Origin of the sequence: Pseudomonas sp. D3-27 (genome assembly GCF_051132165.1) — a bacterium.
Taxonomy (GTDB): domain Bacteria; phylum Pseudomonadota; class Gammaproteobacteria; order Pseudomonadales; family Pseudomonadaceae; genus Aquipseudomonas.
The window spans coordinates 4,677,959-4,698,646 of record NZ_CP071667.1; the positions used below are offsets into that span (position 1 = coordinate 4,677,959).

At 61.5% G+C, this 20,688-nt stretch carries 18 protein-coding genes; 8 read left to right on the forward strand and 10 right to left on the reverse strand.

Features of this window, described 5'->3' with window-relative positions; translation table 11 throughout:
* Positions 1-70 precede the first annotated feature (70 nt).
* Positions 71-1,108, reverse strand: a complete 1,038-nt coding sequence (gene mreB, locus J3P92_RS21205; RefSeq protein WP_002555108.1) for a rod shape-determining protein MreB — start codon at positions 1,106-1,108, stop codon at positions 71-73.
* 214 nt (positions 1,109-1,322) lie between these two features.
* On the opposite strand from mreB, the gene gatC reads away from it, so the two are divergent.
* From gatC to J3P92_RS21235, 6 genes are all read left to right on the forward strand, one after another.
* Entirely contained in the window at positions 1,323-1,610 is a 288-nt protein-coding gene (gene gatC, locus J3P92_RS21210; RefSeq protein WP_039592252.1) for an Asp-tRNA(Asn)/Glu-tRNA(Gln) amidotransferase subunit GatC, read from the forward strand.
* A gap of 16 nt (positions 1,611-1,626) precedes the next feature.
* Complete coding sequence (gatA, locus tag J3P92_RS21215; protein ID WP_420765528.1) at positions 1,627-3,078, forward strand: Asp-tRNA(Asn)/Glu-tRNA(Gln) amidotransferase subunit GatA; 1,452 nt, start codon at positions 1,627-1,629, stop codon at positions 3,076-3,078.
* Positions 3,079-3,227: 149 nt separating this feature from the next.
* The gene (gatB, locus tag J3P92_RS21220) at positions 3,228-4,673 is read left to right on the forward strand and encodes an Asp-tRNA(Asn)/Glu-tRNA(Gln) amidotransferase subunit GatB (RefSeq protein WP_434560651.1); all 1,446 of its coding nucleotides are present in this window, start codon (positions 3,228-3,230) and stop codon (positions 4,671-4,673) included.
* Between the two features lie 149 nt (positions 4,674-4,822).
* Positions 4,823-5,200, forward strand: a complete 378-nt coding sequence (locus J3P92_RS21225; protein WP_420765529.1) for a septal ring lytic transglycosylase RlpA family protein — start codon at positions 4,823-4,825, stop codon at positions 5,198-5,200.
* Positions 5,201-5,249: 49 nt separating this feature from the next.
* A complete protein-coding gene (locus J3P92_RS21230; RefSeq protein ID WP_434651177.1) occupies positions 5,250-6,311 on the forward strand; it encodes a calcium/sodium antiporter in 1,062 nt (353 codons plus the stop codon).
* The gene (locus J3P92_RS21235; RefSeq protein WP_434648951.1) at positions 6,308-6,688 is read left to right on the forward strand and encodes a carboxymuconolactone decarboxylase family protein; all 381 of its coding nucleotides are present in this window, start codon (positions 6,308-6,310) and stop codon (positions 6,686-6,688) included. The genes J3P92_RS21230 and J3P92_RS21235 overlap by 4 nt, the downstream gene beginning before the upstream one ends.
* Before the next feature lie 117 nt (positions 6,689-6,805).
* On the opposite strand, the gene J3P92_RS21240 is transcribed toward J3P92_RS21235, so the two are convergent.
* From J3P92_RS21240 to kdgD, 5 genes are all read right to left on the reverse strand, one after another.
* A complete protein-coding gene (locus tag J3P92_RS21240; RefSeq protein ID WP_434560655.1) occupies positions 6,806-7,747 on the reverse strand; it encodes an AEC family transporter in 942 nt (313 codons plus the stop codon).
* 263 nt (positions 7,748-8,010) lie between these two features.
* Complete coding sequence (gene garD / locus J3P92_RS21245; RefSeq protein ID WP_434648953.1) at positions 8,011-9,564, reverse strand: galactarate dehydratase; 1,554 nt, start codon at positions 9,562-9,564, stop codon at positions 8,011-8,013.
* A 12-nt stretch (positions 9,565-9,576) separates the two neighbouring features.
* Positions 9,577-10,941, reverse strand: a complete 1,365-nt coding sequence (locus J3P92_RS21250) for an MFS transporter (RefSeq protein ID WP_434560659.1) — start codon at positions 10,939-10,941, stop codon at positions 9,577-9,579.
* A gap of 85 nt (positions 10,942-11,026) precedes the next feature.
* Positions 11,027-12,472 (reverse strand): aldehyde dehydrogenase family protein, encoded by a 1,446-nt coding sequence (locus tag J3P92_RS21255; protein ID WP_434648955.1) that lies wholly within the window; start codon positions 12,470-12,472, stop codon positions 11,027-11,029.
* A gap of 128 nt (positions 12,473-12,600) precedes the next feature.
* Positions 12,601-13,512 (reverse strand): 5-dehydro-4-deoxyglucarate dehydratase, encoded by a 912-nt coding sequence (gene kdgD / locus J3P92_RS21260; RefSeq protein WP_186613371.1) that lies wholly within the window; start codon positions 13,510-13,512, stop codon positions 12,601-12,603.
* Positions 13,513-13,879: 367 nt separating this feature from the next.
* Between kdgD and J3P92_RS21265 the strand changes: the two genes are divergently transcribed.
* The gene (locus J3P92_RS21265) at positions 13,880-14,221 is read left to right on the forward strand and encodes a hypothetical protein (RefSeq protein WP_434648957.1); all 342 of its coding nucleotides are present in this window, start codon (positions 13,880-13,882) and stop codon (positions 14,219-14,221) included.
* 214 nt (positions 14,222-14,435) lie between these two features.
* Here J3P92_RS21265 and J3P92_RS21270 read toward each other — a convergent pair whose 3' ends face one another.
* From J3P92_RS21270 to J3P92_RS21285, 4 genes are all read right to left on the reverse strand, one after another.
* Positions 14,436-15,182, reverse strand: a complete 747-nt coding sequence (locus tag J3P92_RS21270) for a FadR/GntR family transcriptional regulator (RefSeq protein ID WP_420765536.1) — start codon at positions 15,180-15,182, stop codon at positions 14,436-14,438.
* Positions 15,183-15,437: 255 nt separating this feature from the next.
* On the reverse strand, positions 15,438-17,165 hold the full coding sequence (locus tag J3P92_RS21275; protein WP_420765537.1) for an ABC transporter ATP-binding protein/permease: 1,728 nt from the start codon (positions 17,163-17,165) through the stop codon (positions 15,438-15,440).
* A 90-nt stretch (positions 17,166-17,255) separates the two neighbouring features.
* Positions 17,256-17,816: a response regulator transcription factor gene (locus J3P92_RS21280; RefSeq protein WP_003177957.1), complete on the reverse strand. Its 561-nt coding sequence runs from the start codon at positions 17,814-17,816 to the stop codon at positions 17,256-17,258.
* Positions 17,809-19,071, reverse strand: coding sequence for an ATP-binding protein (locus tag J3P92_RS21285; protein WP_434648959.1), 1,263 nt, complete (start codon positions 19,069-19,071; stop codon positions 17,809-17,811). The genes J3P92_RS21280 and J3P92_RS21285 overlap by 8 nt, the downstream gene beginning before the upstream one ends.
* A gap of 344 nt (positions 19,072-19,415) precedes the next feature.
* Here J3P92_RS21285 and J3P92_RS21290 point away from each other — a divergent pair, with 344 nt between their 5' ends.
* On the forward strand, positions 19,416-20,132 hold the full coding sequence (locus J3P92_RS21290; RefSeq protein ID WP_434648960.1) for an SIMPL domain-containing protein: 717 nt from the start codon (positions 19,416-19,418) through the stop codon (positions 20,130-20,132).
* Positions 20,133-20,688 lie beyond the last annotated feature (556 nt).

Sequence of the window (20,688 nt, forward strand, 5' to 3'; positions counted from 1 at the left end):
AGATAAACGCCAACGGGCAGCACTGCAAAGTGCCGCCCGAGCGCAAACAACATAGACCACTGCGCCAGATTTATTCGCTGGAGAGCAGGTCCATGGTGTGCTTGTCCATCATTTCCAGCGCACGGCCACCACCGCGGGCAACGCACGTCAGCGGGTCTTCGGCAACGATCACCGGCAGGCCGGTTTCCTGGGCCAGCAGTTTGTCGAGGTCACGCAACAGCGCGCCACCACCGGTCAGCACCAGGCCGCGCTCGGCGATGTCCGAGGCCAGCTCCGGCGGCGATTGCTCCAGGGCGCTCTTGACGGCCTGGACGATGGTTGCCAGCGACTCTTGCAGCGCTTCGAGCACTTCGTTGGAGTTGAGCGTGAACGCGCGTGGAACGCCTTCGGCCAGGTTGCGACCGCGAACATCGACTTCGCGCACTTCACCGCCCGGGTAGGCCGTGCCGATTTCCTGCTTGATGCGCTCGGCGGTGGATTCGCCGATCAGGCTGCCGTAGTTGCGACGTACGTAGGTGATGATCGCTTCGTCGAAACGGTCGCCGCCCACACGCACGGATTCGGCGTAGACCACACCGTTGAGGGAGATCAAGGCGATTTCAGTGGTACCACCACCGATATCGACGACCATCGAACCACGGGCTTCTTCCACCGGCAGGCCGGCACCGATGGCTGCGGCCATTGGCTCTTCAATCAGGAATACTTCGCGAGCACCGGCACCCAGGGCCGATTCACGGATGGCGCGACGCTCCACCTGGGTGGACTTGCAGGGCACGCAGATCAGCACACGAGGGCTGGGCTGCAGAAAACTGTTTTCGTGAACCTTGTTGATGAAGTACTGCAGCATCTTTTCGCAGACGCTGAAGTCGGCGATCACGCCGTCCTTCATGGGGCGAATGGCTGCAATGTTGCCCGGTGTACGGCCCAGCATGCGCTTGGCTTCCGTACCGACAGCCACGACACTTTTCTGGTTACCGTGGGTGCGGATGGCCACGACCGAGGGTTCATTCAGGACGATACCGCGCTCGCGCACGTAAATAAGGGTGTTGGCAGTGCCCAGGTCGATGGAGAGATCGCTGGAAAACATGCCACGCAGTTTCTTGAACATGGGAAAGGGACCCTAGGCAACGCGTGGGTAAAAAAGTGCGGCAAACTCTAACAACGACAGGGATTTTGGGCAAGGCGCCAATATGTTAAATTGGCCGCTTTTCTGTGCACCAAACCCTACAATCGCGGCCGTAGCGCCGTAGAAATGCGGTAGTGTTCCGACAATCTAACACACGGACAGACTGCGTCCGTTTTGTTTTCCACTGGAGAATCCCATGGCGCTTGAACGCTCCGACGTGGAAAAAATCGCTCATCTGGCCTGCCTGGGCCTCAATGAAGCCGATCTTCCACACATCACTTCTGCCCTGAACAGCATCCTCGGGCTGGTCGACGAAATGCAGGCGGTCGATACCGACGGTATCGAGCCGCTGGCCCACCCACTGGAAGCCAGCCAGCGCCTGCGCGCCGACGTCGTCACCGAGTCCAATAACCGCGAGGCCTACCAGTCCATCGCGCCAGCGGTCGAAAACGGCCTGTACCTGGTTCCGAAAGTCATCGACTAAAGGGAAAGAGCCTCTCATGCATCAGATGACCCTGGCCGAGATCGCCCGCGGACTCGCCGACAAAAAGTTTTCCTCCGAAGAGCTGACCAAGGCCCTGCTGGCGCGCATCGCCCAGCTCGATCCGCAGCTCAACAGCTTCATCAGCCTCACCGAAGAACTGGCCCTGAGCCAGGCCAAGGCCGCCGACGCTCGTCGCGCCAAGGGTGAGAACGGCGCCCTGCTTGGCGCGCCGATTGCCCACAAGGACCTGTTTTGCACACAGGGCATCCGCACCAGCTGCGGCTCGAAGATGCTCGACAATTTCAAGGCCCCGTACGATGCCACCGTGGTCGCCAAGCTGGCCGCCGCCGGCACCGTGACCCTGGGCAAGACCAACATGGACGAGTTCGCCATGGGCTCGGCCAACGAGTCGAGCCATTACGGCGCGGTGAAAAACCCGTGGAACCTTGAACACGTACCGGGCGGCTCGTCCGGTGGTTCCGCCGCCGCCGTGGCCGCGCGCCTGTTGCCGGCCGCCACCGCCACCGACACCGGTGGCTCGATTCGCCAGCCAGCTGCGTTCACCAACCTCACCGGCCTGAAACCGACCTACGGCCGCGTCTCGCGCTGGGGCATGATTGCCTACGCCTCCAGCCTCGACCAGGGTGGCCCGCTGGCCCGCACCGCCGAAGACTGCGCGATCCTGCTCCAAGGCATGGCCGGCTTCGACCCGAACGATTCCACCAGCATCGATGAACCGGTGCCGGACTACAGCGCCAGCCTCAACGGTTCGCTGCAAGGCCTGCGCATTGGCGTGCCGAAGGAATATTTCGGCGCCGGCCTCGACCCGCGCATCGCCGATCTGATTCAAAACAGCATCAAGGAGCTGGAAAAGCTCGGCGCGGTCATCAAGCAAATCAGCCTGCCGAACATGCAGCACGCCATTCCGGCGTATTACGTGATCGCCCCGGCGGAAGCCTCCTCTAACCTCTCGCGTTTCGACGGCGTGCGCTTCGGCTATCGCTGCGAGAACCCGCAAAACCTGGTCGACCTGTACAAGCGCTCCCGTGGCGAAGGCTTCGGCGCCGAAGTGCAGCGCCGGATCATGGTTGGCGCCTACGCGCTGTCCGCCGGCTACTACGATGCCTACTACCTAAAGGCGCAGAAAATCCGCCGCCTGGTAAAGAACGACTTCATGGCCGCCTTCAACGAGGTCGATATCATCCTCGGCCCAACCACGCCGAACCCGGCCTGGAAGCTCGGCGCCAAGAACAGCGACCCGGTCGCCGAGTACCTGGAAGACGTCTACACCATCACCGCCAACCTCGCCGGCTTGCCAGGCCTGTCCATGCCGGCCGGCTTCGTCGATGGCCTGCCGGTGGGCGTGCAGTTGCTCGCGCCGTATTTCCAGGAAGGCCGCCTGCTCAACGTGGCGCACCAGTATCAGTTAAATACTGACTGGCACACCCGCACCCCTCAGGGGTTTTGAAACTGCTGCGCTCGGTAATGCTGCGTTGAAAACTGGCTCGAAATGCTCATTGATTAAAGTCAACTCCGCTTTCTCGCCAGTTTTCGCCTTGCCTTACCTTCGCTCGCGACGTTTCAAAATCCCCTGATAAGACTTCTGAGGAGAAACACATGCAATGGGAAGTCGTGATCGGGCTGGAGATTCATACCCAGCTCACCACCCGGTCGAAAATCTTTTCCGGTAGCTCGACCACCTTCGGTTCCGAGCCCAACACCCAGGCCAGCCTGGTTGACCTGGGCATGCCCGGCGTACTGCCGGTGCTCAACGCCGAAGCGGTGCGCATGGCGGTGATGTTCGGCCTGGCGATTGACGCCGAGATCGGCCAGCACAACGTGTTCGCCCGCAAGAACTACTTCTACCCGGACCTGCCCAAGGGCTACCAGATCAGCCAGATGGAACTGCCGATCGTCGGCAAGGGCCACCTGGACATCGCCCTGGAAGACGGCACGGTCAAGCGCGTCGGCATCACCCGCGCGCACCTGGAAGAAGACGCCGGCAAGAGCCTGCACGAAGAATTCAACGGTGCTACCGGCATCGACCTGAACCGCGCCGGCACGCCGCTGCTGGAAATCGTCTCAGAGCCGGACATGCGCAGCGCCAAGGAAGCCGTGGCCTACGTCAAGGCGATCCATGCCCTGGTGCGCTACCTGGGCATCTGCGACGGCAATATGGCCGAGGGCTCACTGCGTTGCGACTGCAACGTGTCGATCCGTCCCAAGGGCCAGGCCGAGTTCGGCACCCGCTGCGAGATCAAGAACGTCAACTCGTTCCGCTTCATCGAAAAGGCGATCAACAGCGAGATCCAACGCCAGATCGAACTGATCGAGGACGGCGGCAAGGTCATCCAGCAGACCCGCCTGTACGACCCGAACAAGGACGAGACCCGTCCGATGCGCAGCAAGGAAGAAGCCAACGACTACCGTTACTTCCCCGACCCGGACCTGCTGCCGGTGGTCATCGAGCATTCGTTCCTCGATGAAGTACGCGCCACCCTGCCGGAACTGCCGCCACAGAAACGCGAGCGCTTCCAGGCGCAGTTCGGGCTGTCGAGCTATGACGCCAACGTCCTGGCCACCAGCCGCGAACAGGCCGATTACTTCGAGAAAGTCGTGAGCATCGGCGGCGACGCCAAGCTGGCGGCCAACTGGGTGATGGTCGAGTTGGGCAGCCTGTTGAACAAGCAGGGCCTGGAAATCGACGAGTCGCCGGTGTCGGCCGAGCAACTGGGCGGCATGCTGTTGCGGATCAAGGACAACACCATTTCCGGCAAGATTGCCAAAATGGTATTCGAAGCCATGGCCAATGGTGAGGGCAGCGCAGACGAAATCATCGACAAGCGCGGCTTGAAGCAGGTCACCGACACCGGTGCGATCAGCGCCGTGCTCGATGAAGTGCTCGCGGCCAACGCCGAGCAGGTCGAGCAATACCGTGCGGCGGACGAAGCCAAGCGCGGCAAGATGTTCGGCTTCTTCGTCGGCCAGGCCATGAAAGCTTCCAAGGGCAAGGCCAACCCTCAGCAAGTCAACGAACTGCTGAAAAGCAAGCTCGAGGGCTGATTGCCATGGAGCCAGTCTTTGAATCTGGCTCAACTCCCTGTGGGAGCGGGCTTGCTCGCGATAGCGGTATGACAGTCAACCTAAATGTTGAATGTGATGGCCCCATCGCGAGCAAGCTCGCTCCCACATTTGTATTTGGAACCTCTCAGATGAAGCGTCTCCTCGGCGCCTGCGCCCTGCTGTCCCTGCTGGCCGGTTGCGCCAGCCAGAGCGGGACGGTCGATCCACACGGCTACGACCAGACCGGCGTCGCCTCCTATTACGGCTCCAGGCACCATGGCAAGCGTACCGCCAGCGGCGAGCGCTTCGACCAGCACGGCCTGACCGCCGCGCATCGCCAGTTGCCATTCGGCACCCGGGTGAAAGTCACCAACCTGAAAAACAACGACAGCGTCGTGGTCCGTATCAACGATCGTGGCCCGTATACCCGTGGGCGCCTGATCGATGTGTCCCGCGCCGCGGCCGAACAATTGGGCATGCTGCGCAGCGGTACCGCGCGTGTGCGTGTGCAAGCCCTCGACGACTGATAGACGGAGCCCGGCCATTTCCCTGATCAATGCTTTACCGCTGCTCAGCCTGATCGAACTGTGTGGCGCCCTGCTGTTGCTGATCGCCGGCGCCGAGTTGCTGGTGCGTGCCGCCGTGGGGCTGGCGGCACGCTTGCAGGTGCGGCCGCTGATTATCGGCCTGACCGTCGTCGCATTCGGCAGCAGCGCACCGCAAATGGCTGTCAGCCTGCAAGCGACCCTGGCACAGAACGCTGACATCGCCGTGGGGAGTGTGATCGGCAGCAGTACCTTCAACATCCTCGTCACCCTCGGGCTGTCGGCGCTGATCATTCCGCTGCGCGTCTCGCGTCAATTGGTGCGCTTGGACATCCCGCTGATGATCGGCGCCAGCCTGCTGGTGTTCGTGCTGGCCTGGAACGAAGAACTGACCCGACTCGACGGCGTCCTGCTGCTGGTAGCCCTGGCGGTGTACCTGGGCCTGTTGCTGCGCCAGTCCCGGCACTCCGCGCGACCACATCCGCTGGGAGGCGCAGTTGCCCATGGTTCGTGGCCCAAGAGCCTGGTGATGATCGTTTCGGGCCTGGCGATGCTGGTCTTCGCCGGGAACCTGTTATTGGGCGCGGCGGTGGAAGTGGCGACCGACCTGGGGTTGTCCGAGCGCATCATCGGCCTGACCATCGTTGCCGTGAGCACCTCGCTGCCGGAGCTAGCCACTTCGTTGATCGCCGCCCTTCGGGGTCAACGGGACATCGCGGTAGGCAACGTAATCGGCAGCAACCTGTTCAACCTTCTGGGTGTATTGGGCGTGACCGCCCTCGCCGCGCCCTCTCCGCTCTCGGTCTCGCCCAATGCCCTGGCCTTCGACCTGCCGGTGATGCTTGGCGTCGCGGTGCTGTGCCTGCCGGTGTTCTATTCCGGCTATCGCGTCACCCGTGCCGAAGGGCTGCTGTTCCTGGGCTTGTACACGGCGTACGGGCTGCACGTGGTGTCGTTCACCACCGGCATGCCATTGGCCGGCCAGCTTGAACGATTGATGTTGTTCTACGTGCTGCCGGCCCTGCTCGCGTTTCTGCTGTTCACTTCCTTGCGCGCCTGGCGCCGCCAACATCACAAGAGGGATTTGCCATGACCGACAATCCAAAGACCGGCCTCGATATGCGTCGCAAAGTGATGGGCGATGCGTTCGTCGACCGCGCCCTGGGCAACGCCACCGAATTCACCCAGCCGCTGCAGGATTTCGTGAACGAACATGCCTGGGGCAGCGTCTGGAGCCGCGAAGGCCTGCCGCTGAAGACCCGCAGCCTGATCACCCTCGCCGCCCTCACCGCGCTCAAGTGCCCGCAGGAACTCAAGGGCCACGTGCGTGGCGCGCTGAATAATGGCTGCACGGTAGAAGAAATTCGCGAAGCGTTGCTGCATTGCGCGGTGTACGCGGGCGTGCCAGCGGCGATCGATGCGTTTCGGGCGGCGCAGGAAGTGATCGATAGTTACCAGAAACCTGAGTGATCGGGCGACCGCCTTCGCGAGCAGGCTCGCTCCCACAGGGATCGCGGCACAACCACAAGCCAATGTGGGAGCGAGCTTGCTCGCGATTGGCCCTCAAGAACAGCGCAAAATCGAGGGTTAGATCCACCCACCCCACTGCAACACAAAGATCCCCAGGTTGGTGGTAATCGCCGCCATCAAGGTGGTGATGACGATGATCGCCGCCGCCAGCTCGTGGTTGCCATTCGCGGCGCGGGCCATGACGTAGCTGGCGGCGGCGGTGGGGCTGCCGAAGTACAGGAACAGGATCCCCAGTTCCGCCCCGCGAAAACCCCACAACCATGCGCCCAGAGTAGTCACCAACGGCAAGCCGACCATCTTCACCAGGCTCGAACTCAGGGCCATCTTGCCGCTCTTGCGCAAGGCCGCCAGGGACAGCGTGCCGCCGATGCAGATCAGCGCCAGGGGCAAGGTCATTTGGGACAGATACTTGGCCGACGTCTCGAACCAGTTCGGCAGGCCGATCTGCCAATAGGCGAACGGCGCGGCGGCAAGCACGCTGATGATCAGCGGGTTGCTGATCACGCTCTTGCAGATGCTCCAGGGGTCGGACTTGATCACCGGGCTGTAGACCGCCAGCACGATGGTCGACAGGGTGTTGTAGAACAGGATCACCAGCGCCGCCAGAATCGCCCCCAGGGAAATCCCATAGTCGCCATACATGCTCGCGGCCAATGCCAGGCCGATCACGCCGTTGTTGCCACGAAACGCGCCCTGGGTGTAGATCCCGCGATCCTCCCGCGGGCAACGCCAGATCGCCCAGCCCCAGGCCATGGCGAAACTCACCAGGGTGGCAATCGAGAAATAGATCAGCAGGTCTGGCTGCAAAGCCGCGTGCAAATCAGCGTGCAGAATGCCAAGGAACAACAGCGCCGGCATGGTGACGTTGAACACCAGCGACGAAGCGATGTGGATGAAGTTGTCGTTGATCCAGCCGATGCGCTTGAGCAGCGTCCCCAGAAACAGCATGGCGAACACCGGCGCGGTGACGTTCAGGGTTTCGAGGAAAATTGCCAGCATGCCGAGGACCTTGAGAAGGAGGTGTCGTTAGGTGGCTAATGATAAGCCACTCACGACGTTGGCGTCTGGTGAAGCGCTTTCGCGAGCAGGCTCGCTCCCACATTTATTGTGCGCTGAACACAAAATCCATATTCACCCCACATCCCCTGTGGGAGCGAGCTTGCTCGCGATAGCGTTGGGTCAGCTTGCATCAATGCTGAATGTACCGCCCCCATCGCGAGCAAGCTCGCTCCCACACTGGATCTCCATCGATCACGCAATCATCAGGTAATCGGCGCCGGGTTGAACAAGGTAATGTCGTTGAACAACTTGTGCTGCTCGGCCCAGGTCTGTTTCTTGCCGCTGGCCACGTCCAGGTAGTAGTGGAACAGCTCCCAGCCCAACTCTTCGATGGTCGCGCGCCCGGTGGCGATGCGGCCGGCGTCGATGTCGATCAGGTCCGGCCAGCGCTGGGCCAGTTCGGTACGGGTCGAGACCTTCACCACCGGCGCCATGGCCAAGCCGTACGGGGTGCCCCGACCGGTAGTGAACACGTGCAGGTTCATCCCCGCCGCCAGTTGCAGCGTGCCGCAGACAAAGTCGCTGGCCGGCGTGGCGCAGAAGATCAGGCCCTTTTGCTTGAAGCGCTCACCCGGGCCAAGCACGCCGCTGATTGCGCTGCTGCCGGATTTGACGATCGAGCCCAAGGACTTCTCGACGATGTTCGACAACCCACCCTTCTTGTTGCCCGGCGTGGTGTTGGCGCTGCGATCGGCCTCGCCCTTGGCCAGGTAACGGTCGTACCAGTCCATTTCGCGCACCAGTTCCTGGGCGACTTCCTGGGTTTGCGCCCGGGAGGTCAGCAGGTAGATCGCATCGCGCACTTCGGTGACTTCAGAGAACATCACCGTCGCACCGGCCCGCAGCAACAGGTCCGAGGCGTAGCCCAGGGCCGGGTTGGCGGTGATGCCGGAGAACGCATCGCTGCCGCCGCACTGCATGCCCAGGATCAGCTCCGAGGCGGGCACGGTTTCGCGGCGACGCTGGTCGAGTTTCTTCAGGCGCGTCTCGGCCAACTCCATGATCTGCTCGATCATCTCGGTAAAGCCGTGGCTGGAATCCTGCAAGCGATACAACCATGGCTCGCTGAGGTCCACCGAGCTATCGCCTTCGTGCATCACCTGCCCGGCTTGCAATTTCTCACAGCCCAGGCTGATCACCAGCGCCTCGCCACCCAGGTTCGGGTTGCGCGCCAGGTTGCGCACGGTGCGGATCGGGATGTAGGCGTCGGTGGCGGTGATCGCCACGCCGCAGCCATAACTGTGGGTCAGCGCCACCACGTCATCGACGTTCGGGTACTTGTGCAGCAGCTCTTCCTTGATGCGCTTGACCGCATGGTCAAGCACCCCGGTGACGCACTGCACCGTGGTGGTGATGCCCAGGATGTTGCGCGTGCCGACGGTGCCGTCGGCGTTGCGGTAGCCCTCGAAGGTGTAGCCTTCCAGTGGCGCATCCGCCGCCGGCACATCGGTGGACAGCGGCAGGCTGTCCAAGGGTGGCGCGGTGGGCATGCGCAATTGGTCTTCCTTGACCCAGCTGCCACGAGGGATCGGTTGCAGCGCGTAGCCAATGACCTGGCCGTAGCGAATCACCTCGCCACCCTCGGGAATGTCCACCAGGGTGACCTTGTGGCTCTGTGGCACGAAGTCCACGGTGACCAGGCCGTCCGGGAACTCGGTCCCGGCGGGTACGCCCTGGTCGTTGACAACAATCACCACGTTGTCCCGCTCGTGCAGGCGGATGTAACGGGGCGAATCGGCATGTTCAATCAGATTCATGGACGCCATTCCTCAGGATTTGGCTTCAGACAGGCTGGATAGGTCGGCTTCCCTGGCCGTGGGCTCCTTGAGCACCACACGCTTGATCGGGCCCACGATGACCAGATAGCTGAACACCGCCACCAACGCATTGCAACCGACGAACACCAGGGCCCACTTGAACGAACCGGTGGCGCTGATGATGTAGCCGATGACGATTGGCGTGGTGATCGACGCCAGGTTGCCGAAGGTGTTGAACAGGCCACCGCTCAAGCCGGCGATCTGTTTTGGCGACGTGTCGGACACCACGGCCCAACCCAATGCGCCCACGCCTTTGCCGAAGAATGCCAGGGCCATGAAGCCCACCACCATCCATTCGATATCGACGTAGTTGCACGCCACGATGCTGCTGGACACCAGCAGCCCGGCGATGATTGGCGCCTTGCGGGCGAAGGTCAGCGAATGGCCCTTGCGCAGCAGGTAGTCGGAAATCACCCCGCCGAGGACGCCACCAATGAAACCGCAAATGGCCGGCAAGGACGCGATGAAACCGGCCTTGAGTATGGTCATGCCGCGCTCCTGCACCAGGTACACCGGGAACCAGGTCAGGAAGAAATAGGTGATGCCGTTGATGCAGTACTGGCCCAGGTACACACCGAGCATCATGCGGTTGGTCAGCAACTGGCGGATGTAATCCCACTTCGGACCGTCGGCTTTCTTTTCCTTGCCCTTGTCCTGGTCCATGTCGACCATCGCGCCATTGGAAGCGATGTGGTTGAACTCGGCCTCGTTGATCATCGGGTGTTGGCGCGGGCTGTAGATGACCTTCAGCCAGACGAGCGAGAACACGATGCCGATCACGCCCATGACGATGAACACGTGCTGCCAGCCGAAGCGGTAGACGATCCAGCCCATCAGCGGCGCGAACAATACGGTGGCGAAATACTGCGCCGAGTTGAAGATCGCCGAGGCGGTGCCACGTTCGGCGGTGGGAAACCAGGCCGCGACGATACGGGCGTTGCCGGGGAAAGAAGGCGCTTCGGCCAGCCCGACCAGAAAGCGCAGCATGAACAGCGCAACCACCGCCGTGGACATGCCGAACTCACCGACGTAGCCCTGCAGCACGGTGAACAGCGACCAAGTGAAAATGCTCAGTGCATAGATTTTCTTCGACCCGAAACGGTCGAGCAGCCAGCCGCCAGGAATCTGCCCGGCCACGTAGGCCCAGCCGAAAGCGGAGAAGATGTAACCGAGGGTGACGGCGTCGATGCCGAGGTCTTTTTGCAGGCTGGAACCAGCGATGGCGATGGTGGCGCGGTCGGCATAGTTGATCGTCGTCACCAAAAACAGCATGAGCAGGATCAAATAGCGGACGTGCGTCGGCTTGGTCTCTTGCATGTAATCTACTTCCACTATTTATTTTTATGCGGGAAATCAAATTGTACGGTCGGCGCCAGAGCCCGGCGCCGGCCGGTCCTGCGTATTACGAGCCGATGTAGGAGGTCTTCACCACGGTGTAGAACTCTTGCGCGTAGCGACCTTGCTCGCGCGAACCGTAGGACGAACCTTTGCGCCCACCGAACGGAACATGGTAATCCACGCCGGCGGTTGGCAGGTTGACCATCACCATGCCTGCTTGGGAGTGGCGCTTGAAGTGGTTGGCATACTTCAACGACGTGGTGGCGATACCGGCCGACAAGCCGAACTCGGTGTCGTTGGCCATCGCCAGCGCCGCCTCGTAGTCAGCCACGCGCACGACGTTGGCCACCGGGCCGAAGATCTCTTCGCGGCTGATGCGCATCGAAGCCTCGCTGTCGGCGAACAGGGTCGGCGCCAGGAAGTAACCTTCGGTGTCGCAAGTCACTACACCACCACCGCTGACCAGCCGCGCACCTTCGTTCTGGCCGATGTCGATGTACTTCAAGTCCTGGTTGAGCTGGGCTTCGGAAACGACCGGGCCGATGTCGGTGCCAGCCTTCAGCGCGTGACCGACCTTGATCGATTGCATGCGCTCGGCCATGGCGGCAACGAACTTGTCGTGGATACCGGCAGTGACGATCAGTCGGCTCGATGCCGTGCAACGCTGGCCGGTGGAGTAGAACGCGCTCTGCACCGCCAATTCGACCGCCTGCTTGAGGTCGGCGTCGTCGAGGATGATCTGCGGGTTCTTGCCGCCCATTTCCAGCTGGACCTTGGCTTGGCGCGCCACGCAGTTGACCGCGATCTGCCGGCCGACGCCCACGGAACCGGTGAAGCTGATGCCATCGACTTTCGGGCTGTTGACCAGAATGTCACCGACCACACGGCCGCTGCCCATCACCAGGTTGAACGCACCGGCCGGGAAACCGGCACGGGAAATGATCTCGGCCAGGGCCCAGGCGCAGCCCGGCACCAGCTCGGCGGGCTTGATCACCACGCAGTTGCCGTAGGCCAGGGCCGGGGCAATTTTCCACGCAGGGATGGCGATCGGGAAGTTCCACGGAGTGATCAGACCAACCACGCCGAGGGCTTCGCGGGTCACTTCGACGTTGACGCCCGGGCGCACCGACGGCACGTAGTCGCCCGACAGGCGCAGGCATTCACCGGCGAAGAATTTGAAAATGTTGCCGGCGCGGGTTACTTCGCCGATGGCTTCGGGCAGGGTCTTACCCTCTTCCCGGGCCAGCAGTTGGCCAAGCTCTTCGCGACGGGCGAGAATTTCGCTGCCGACTTTGTCCAGCGCATCGTGACGGGCCTGGATGCCCGAGGTCGACCAGGCCGGGAACGCGGCACGGGCGGCTTCGATGGCGGCGTTGACTTGCGCTGCGTCAGCCTTGGCGTATTCACCGATGACGTCGGACAAGTCAGACGGGTTGATGTTGGTGCAATAGTCAGCACCGGCCACCCACTCACCGTTGATGTAGTTATCGAAACGCTTTGCATCTGCCACGGAGCTTCTCCTCTCACAAAAGCTGTCTAGGAACGCAGGGCGTCCCTGGCTGCGTTTCCACGCGCACGTGGAAACGATCAAGCCTTACGCAAAAAGCCGCTGATTGCTCAGCGGCCTTGTCGGGTCTGTTACTGCTTGCCTTGCTTGTCGATCAGCGCGGCCAGGGCTTCGTACTCTTCTGGCAGCAGGTCGGTCAGCGGCGTGCGCACTGGGCCCGCGTCATAACCAACGATCTTCGCGCCGGCCTTGACGATGCTCACCGCGTAACCCGCCTTGCGGTTGCGGATGTCCAGGTATGGCAGGAAGAAGTCGTCGATGATCTTGCCGACAGTCTCGTGATCTTCGCGGGCAATGGCGTGGTAGAAGTCCATCGCGGTTTTCGGGATGAAGTTGAACACCGCCGAGGAGTAGACCGGCACGCCCAGGGCCTTGTAGGCCGCGGCGTAGACTTCAGCGGTCGGCAGGCCGCCCAGGTAGCTGAAACGGTCGCCGAGGCGACGACGGATCGACACCATCAGTTCGATGTCGCCCAGGCCGTCCTTGTAGCCGATCAGGTTCGGGCAGCGCTCGGCCAGTTGTTCCAGCTGGGTCGCGTTCAGGCGGCAGACGTTGCGGTTGTACACCACCACGCCGATCTTCACCGATTTGCACACGGCTTCAACGTGGGCGGCAACGCCGTCCTGGCTGGCTTCGGTCAGGTAGTGCGGCAGCAGCAACAGACCCTTGGCGCCCAGGCGCTCAGCTTCCTGAGCGTATTCGATAGCCTGGCGGGTGGCACCGCCGACGCCGGCGAGGATTGGCACGCTGGTGGCGCAGGTATCGACGGCAGTCTTGATGACTTGCGAATACTCACTGGCGGCCAGGGAGAAGAATTCACCGGTGCCGCCCGCCGCGAACAATGCAGAGGCGCCGTACGGGGCCAGCCACTCGAGGCGCTTGATGTAGCTGTCGCGATTGAAATCGCCATTGGCAGTGAAATCGGTAACCGGGAACGACAGCAGGCCCGACGAGAGGATGGACTTCAGTTCTTGTGGATTCATTATTCGAACACCCTGGACGCAAATGTTGTGTTGTGGAAATGGTTCAGCTTCATGTGAAGTTGTAGGTCATCGTACAACTTAAAATGTGGGCGTCAACTGTATTTCGTCTTTTGTCGCGAAGCGGGCAACGGGTGTTTGGCGGGAAGCCTTGTAGAACGGGGCTTTGGGTGTGATGGGAGACGGATGAAACTTGTGGACTGAGAACCGGAACCGCTTGTCGCCACTGTCAACTCTGCCAGTAGGCGCCGTTGCGGCATGGGGGCATAACCCAGGCATGGCCGTGCAAAGCTCGGCCATGATCCTTTTCATAAACTGTAAGTGAGTCGCCCGTACGTGACGATCAGGGCCGCCTCACAGGAGTGACATCATGAGGACGTATGCAAAGCCCACGCTCGAGGAATTTCCAGACCAAGACGCAGTGACGATCAACCTGTCAAAGACAAAGACGTTAACCGTGAACATTCCGGATGCAGAATTCCACAAGTACTCGAACGCCATGCTGACTCTGACTCTTACGCGTTCCGTAGGCGCGTTTACACCCTTGACCGATGGCGAGGAAGGTACGCCACGCATGAATGTGAAAGTGGCTCTAACTCACGCCGACTTGGAAGCTTTCAAAGGCGAATCGGTTGAGCTTCGTTACGAAGTGACCTATGAGAGCGGCGGGGATGACAAATCCGACCCGCTAATGTTGCGGATCAAGGCGTAGGACTGCGCATTCACTCTTTATCGAACGGTGCAAAGTCGTAAAGCTGGACACCACTACCCTATGGCGAGGGAGCTTGCTCCGTTCGACTGCGAAGCAGTCGCCAACCTGTAGAAGGACGGATCGCTCAAAGAGCTGAGGGGGCCGCTTCGCAGCCCAGCGGGAGCAAGCTCCCTCGCCACAACAGCATCCTCGGCGCCCGAGCAGTGAGCGACTTTCAGCCCTGCGCCTGCGCCTCTTCATGGGCCTGGCGCAGCCGCTCGCGGCTGTTGGTCAGGTGCAAACGCATGGCCGCACGGGCCGCATCGGAATCCTGGCGAGCGATGGCCTCGTAGATTTCCTCGTGCTCGCGACTCAGTCGATCCATGTAGTGCTGTTGGTCGTCATGGGCCAGGCGCGCCGAGTTCAGCCGGGTGCGCGGGATGATGCTGGTGCCCAAGTGGGTCATGATGTCGGTGAAGTAACGGTTGCCGGTGGACAGGGCGATTTCCAGATGGAAGGCGAAGTCCGAGGCCACCGCGTCGCTGGCGTGGGCCGCGCTTTCGTTCAAGGCATCGAGCGCCGCCCGCATCGCCGACAGTTGCTCATCGCTGCGGCGCTGCGCCGCGAGCCCGGCGGATTCCACTTCCAGGCTGATGCGCAACTCCAGGATCGCCAGCACATCGCGCAGCGTGACCACCGTCGCCGGGTCGATGCGAAAGCCGCTCGGGCTGGGCGTGTCCAGCACGAAGGTGCCGATGCCATGGCGGGTTTCAACCTGGCCGGCCGCCTGCAAACGGGAAATTGCCTCGCGCACCACCGTGCGGCTGACGCCATGGGCCTCCATGATCGCCGACTCGGTGGGCAACTTATCGCCACGCTTGAGCAGGCCGTCGCGAATCTGCTCGGTCAGCACCGTCACCAGCTCCTGCGCCAGGCTGCGGCGCTTGCGGGGAAGGCGTGGGACGTTGATCGGGTTTTCCATGGTGTGTCTCTATCTGACAGGCGGCTAAGTATGCATCATAGCGCAACGTAGTTGTACGATCACCGTGCTCACTGGTGGGCCTTTTCAAAGGTTACTGCCATGCATCGCTGTGGCGAGGGGATTTATCCCCGCTGGGCTGCGTAGCAGCCCCTTGGTCTATTGGCAGACTCAATATCGAGACCGTTGATTTGAAAGGGGCGCTTCGCGCCCAGCGGGGATAAATCCCCTCGCCACAACAGCGTTCGACAATGACAATCAAGCGGTCACGGCCTGCTCCACCAGTTGGCCATTTTCGATACGCACGTGTCGCGGATGGAAACGTTTCAAGCTGCTTCGGTGGCCGACACTGACGATACTCAGGCCGGGCAACTGGTCGATCAAGGCTTGATACAGCGTCGCCTCGTCTTCTTCATCCATCGCCGACGTGGCTTCGTCCATGTACAACCACAGCGGTGCGTAAAGCAATGCACGGGCGAAGGCCAGGCGTTGTTGCTCGCCGGGCGAGAGCATGCGCTGCCAGTGGTTGCTTTCATCCAACCGCGCCACCAGGTGCGGCAGGCGACAGGTTTCGAGCACCTGTGCATAACGTTCGTTGGGGTAGACATCGCCGGCCTGTGGGTAACTCAGCACTTCCCGCAGGCTGCCAATCGGCAAGTAGGGCTTTTGCGGCAGGAACAGATAACGCGCCGAGGGCAGGAGAATGCTGCCATGCCCCGCAGGCCACAGATGCCCCATCGCCCGCAGCAACGTTGACTTGCCGCTGCCGGAGCGACCACTGAGCATCACCCGCTCGCCCGGCTCCACGCTCAGTTCGCCATGGGTCAGCAGATGCCGGCCATCGTTCAGGTCCAGCCCGAGATCGTGGACCTTCAGCTCGTTGCCCTGGCTCTGTACATCAATGGCCGGCACGCGCTCTTCGTTGTCGCTCATCGCCTGGCGGAAACTCAGCAGACGGTCACAGGTGGCGCGCCACGCGGCGAGGTTGGCGTAGGCGGTAATGAACCAACTGAAATTCTCCTGCACATTACCGAACGCCGAGTTGATCTGCATGAGCTCGCCCAGTTGGATCTTGCCCGCGAAATAACGCGGCGCGGCGACGATGAATGGGAAAATGATTGCGATCTGGCCGTAGCCGGACGTGAAGAATGTCAGGCGCTTGGACACCCGCATGATGTCCCAGAAGTTGTGCCAGACCAGGCCGAAACGACCACTCAAGCGACGATTCTCATTAGGCTCGCCGCCATAGAGCGCGATGCTCTCGGCGTTCTCGCGCACCCGCACCATGGAGAAACGCAGGTCGGCTTCGAAGCGCTGCTGGTTGTTGTTCAGACCGATCAGGCGACGGCCGATCAGGTGCGTCAGCCAACTGCCCACCGCCGCATAGACCAACGCGCACCAGAACATATAGCCAGGGATGGTGTAGCCGAACACCTCGATGCTGCCAGACACGCCCCACAGGATAATCGAGAACGACACCAGGCTGACCACCGTGCGAAGCAGCCCCAGGCCCAGCTCCAGCGTGTTGCTGGTAAAACTGTTGAGGTCTTCGGAGATCCGCTGGTCGGGGTTGTCCGTGTAGCCACCCTGCTCCAGCCGGTAGTAGTTCTTGTTGTTGAGCCAGCGGGCGAAATGCTGCTCGGTGAGCCAGGCCCGCCAGCGGATGGTGAGCATTTGCGTGAGGTACAAGCGGTACACCGCGCCCAGGATCGCTACCGCCGCGATGCCGCAGAAGTACAGGATCAACCGCCAGAATGCCACGGTGTCCTTTTCTTGCAGGGCGTTGTAGAAATCCCTGTACCAACTGTTGACCCACACCGAAATCGCCACGCTGAACAACGACAGCGCGATCACGGCGATCAATAGCGTCCAGGCCTTGCCCTTCTCCTCACTGCGCCAGTATGGCGTGGTCATCTGCCAGACACGGCGCAAAAAATGGCCGCGCACCGCGTCATTGACCGCGGAATATTCAGCGTTCTGATTCATGGTTAAGGCTCAATAAAGGAATAACTCGGGCCGATGATAGAGCAACGGCCCGATCTGTCGCGAGAGGGACAGCATTCGTTCAGCGCAGGTTCAGCGACGCACCGGACGCTTCTGCAATTTGCGCTGCAAGGTCCGCCGGTGCATGCCCAAGGCACGAGCCGTGGCGGAAATATTGCCTTCGTGCTCGGTCAGCACCCGCTGGATGTGTTCCCATTGCAGGCGATCCACCGACATGGGGTTTTCCGGCACCAGGGTATCGAGGTCGGCGTGCTCGGACAGCAGCGCCGCCAGCACATCGTCGGCATCCGCCGGTTTGCACAGGTAGTTGCACGCGCCGCGCTTGATGGCCTCGACCGCGGTGGCAATGCTCGAATAACCGGTGAGGATCACCACGCGCATCTCCGGGTCCAGCTCCAGCAGCTTGGGCAGCAGCACCAGGCCGGAGTCGCCGTCCATTTTCAGGTCGAGGGCGGCATAGTCCGGCAGGTCGGCCTGGGCGATGGTCAGGCCCTCTTCGGCGGAACCGGCGGTGCTGACCCGAAAACCGCGACGGGACATGGCCCGGGCCATGACGCGGGTAAAGGTGGCGTCGTCATCCACCAGCAGCAGGTGCGGCAGTTCTTCGCCGTCGACTTGGATCTCGTCACTCATATTCGTCTCCTCGGTCGGCATGGGGCAGGCGCAGCTCGGTGAGCGTACCGCCTTCCTCATGGGGGTAGAGTTTCACCGAGCCGCCGGCGCGTGTCACGCTGGCCTTGCTCAAAAACAGGCCCAGGCCGAAACCCTTGCCCTTGGTAGTGAAAAACGGTTTGCCGATCTGCTCGGCAATCGCCAGCGGCACACCGGCGCCGTGATCGCGAATACAGATCGTCAGTTCATAGGCGTCCCAGTCCAGCACCACTTCCAAGTTTTCCGGGCAGGCGTCGGCGGCATTGTTCAGCAGGTTCAGCAAGGCCTGGGTCAAGTCCGGCGGCGGCGCCATGCGCGGCACCGTGCCCTTGCCCAGGCACTGGAAGCGATAACTGGCTTCGGGGCGCATCAGGTGCCAACGGTTCAGGGCATCGTCGAGCCAGAACGTGACCGCCTGCATGTCGATGTCCAGCCGGCGGTTGGCCTCGGCGGCGCGCACCAGGTATTGCAGGGTTTCCTTGCAGAGCTTGACCTGGTCTTGCAGCACACCGAGGTCTTCTTGCAACGCCGGGTCTTTATGGTCCTGGCGCATTTCCTTGAGCAGTACGCTCATGGTCGCCAGCGGCGTGCCCAGTTCATGGGCAGCGCCGGCGGCCTGGGTCGCCACAGCCAGCAGTTGCTCGTCCCGCAGGCCTTCTTCACGACGGATCGCCCGCAGCTCTTCCTGGCGACGCAATTCTTCGGCCATGCGCGCGGCAAAAAAGGTGATGACCGCAGCCGCCAGGGCGAAGCTCAGCCACATGCCGTAGATCTGCAGGTTTTCCCGGGCGATGGGGAAGGTTTCCAGCGGATAGAAGCGCGCCAGCAACAAGGTGTACAGCGCCAGGGCGATGCCGGACAGGATCAGCGAAAAACGCCACGGCAGTGTCACGGCGGCGATGGTGAGCGGCACCAGGTAATAAGAGACGAAAGGATTGGTGGAGCCGCCGGAGAAATACAGCAGCGCGCTGTGGATAAACAGGTCGCAGGCCAGTTGCACAGCGTATTCAAGTTCGGTCACTGGCCATGAGGTACGCAGGCGAACCGCAGTCAACGCGCAAAGTACGCTGGAAAAGACCAGCGTGATTGCCAGTTGCAGCCAAGGCAGCGGCAGCAGGTCGAACCAATAGGCAAGCCCCACCGAGCCGGCCTGGGCTGCGAGGACCAGAATGCGGATAAACGTCAGGCGCCATAGGTTCTGGCGCGAAGCGGAAGTCATTTGCAAAGGGGCGAGCATGAGCTCTCCTGATGAGCGCTCCAGGCGGATCGCACGGAGTATAACCAAGGCAGGGCTTGCAGCGGCGGATATGCGGCAAAGCGCCACAGCCCTGAAATGGCACACCAACCTGTGGCGAGGGGATTTATCCCCGCTGGACTGCACAGCAGGCCCTAAGATGTTCACCGGTGAAATTTGGGGGCCGCTTCGCGCCCCAGCGGGGATAAATCCCCTCGCCACAAAAGCGCCACTTTGCTGCGATCTGTATAGAAGTTGTAACTGTGCGAACCGCACCATAAACGCTAGAGTCTTATCGTTCACGCAGGCCCGGAACCTACCCCTGCGCATCATCCCAAGGAGCTTTCATGCACACGTTCAGTCGCCCCGCCGCCCTGCTCGCCCTCAGCCTCGGCACCGTCGCCAGCCTGCCGGCCGTGGCCGCCGATGAGCTTCATTACAACCAGATTTCCCTGCGCGCCGAAGCCAGCCAGGAAGTGGCCCGCGACCTGATGATCGTCACCCTCTACACCGAGGAACAGAACACCGACCCGGCCAAACTCGCGGCCACCGTCAGCACCACACTGAACAAAGCCATTGGCCAGGCCAAGCAGGTCAAGGACATCAACTTGCGCCAAGGCAGCCGCAACAGCTACCCGGTCTACGATAACAAGGGCCAGAAGATCACCGGCTGGCGCGAACGCGCCGAGCTGCGCCTGGAAAGCGCCGACTTCGCCGCCCTGTCCAAACTCACCGGCGAATTGCTCACCGACATGAAAATGGCCGGCATGGACTTCGCCATCGCCACCGCCACCCGCCAGACCAGCGAAGACGCCCTGCTCAAGGACGCCGTCAACGCCTTCAAGGCCCGCGCCCAACTAGCCACCGAAGCCCTAGGCGGCAAGGGCTACAAAATCGTCAACCTGAACTTCAACACCAACGGTTATCCACAACCGTACATGCGCCCGCAGATGATGATGAAAGCGGCGTCCATGGATGCCGAGTCGGTCACGCCGGAAGTGGAAGCAGGCACCAGCAAAGTGACGATGACGGCGGATGGGGTTGTTGAGGTGTTGATGCACTGATGATCGGCGGTGGTTCAGTTAATTTTACTGACTGAACCACCGAAGCCGAGCGACAAAAACTCCCGTGGCGAGGGAGCTTGCTCCCGCTGGGCTGCGCAGCGGCCCCAAACCAGACACCTGGGTGTATCAGATGGATGCAGTCGCTGCTATTGGGGCCGCTTCGCGCCCCAGCGGGAGCAAGCTCCCTCGCCACTGGTTTGGTGGTCGGCGGGACATAGGCATATTGCTTCGACCTCTGTTGGGGTCTTCTCGGAACGGAGTCGCACAATAGTTTTGACATTTCCAAAAGCAGCACGAGAGAACTGTCCACGTTTTATGGAACGTGGACAGCGAAAGATTAGGCCTCCTTGAAAAGTCAAAATGTTTTTCCCAGGCATGAAATGTACAGCCTTCACACCTGGGCATTCAGGTGACCTTCGCGAACAAACCCACCCACAACTGATCGGGTACATCCGTGAAAAGATAGGCAGGCTACAAGGCCGCCTTCGCGAGCAGGCTCGCTCCCGCAAATGGATTGGGTATGACCGGGAGAGCCAGGTCGACTACCAGTTCAGCT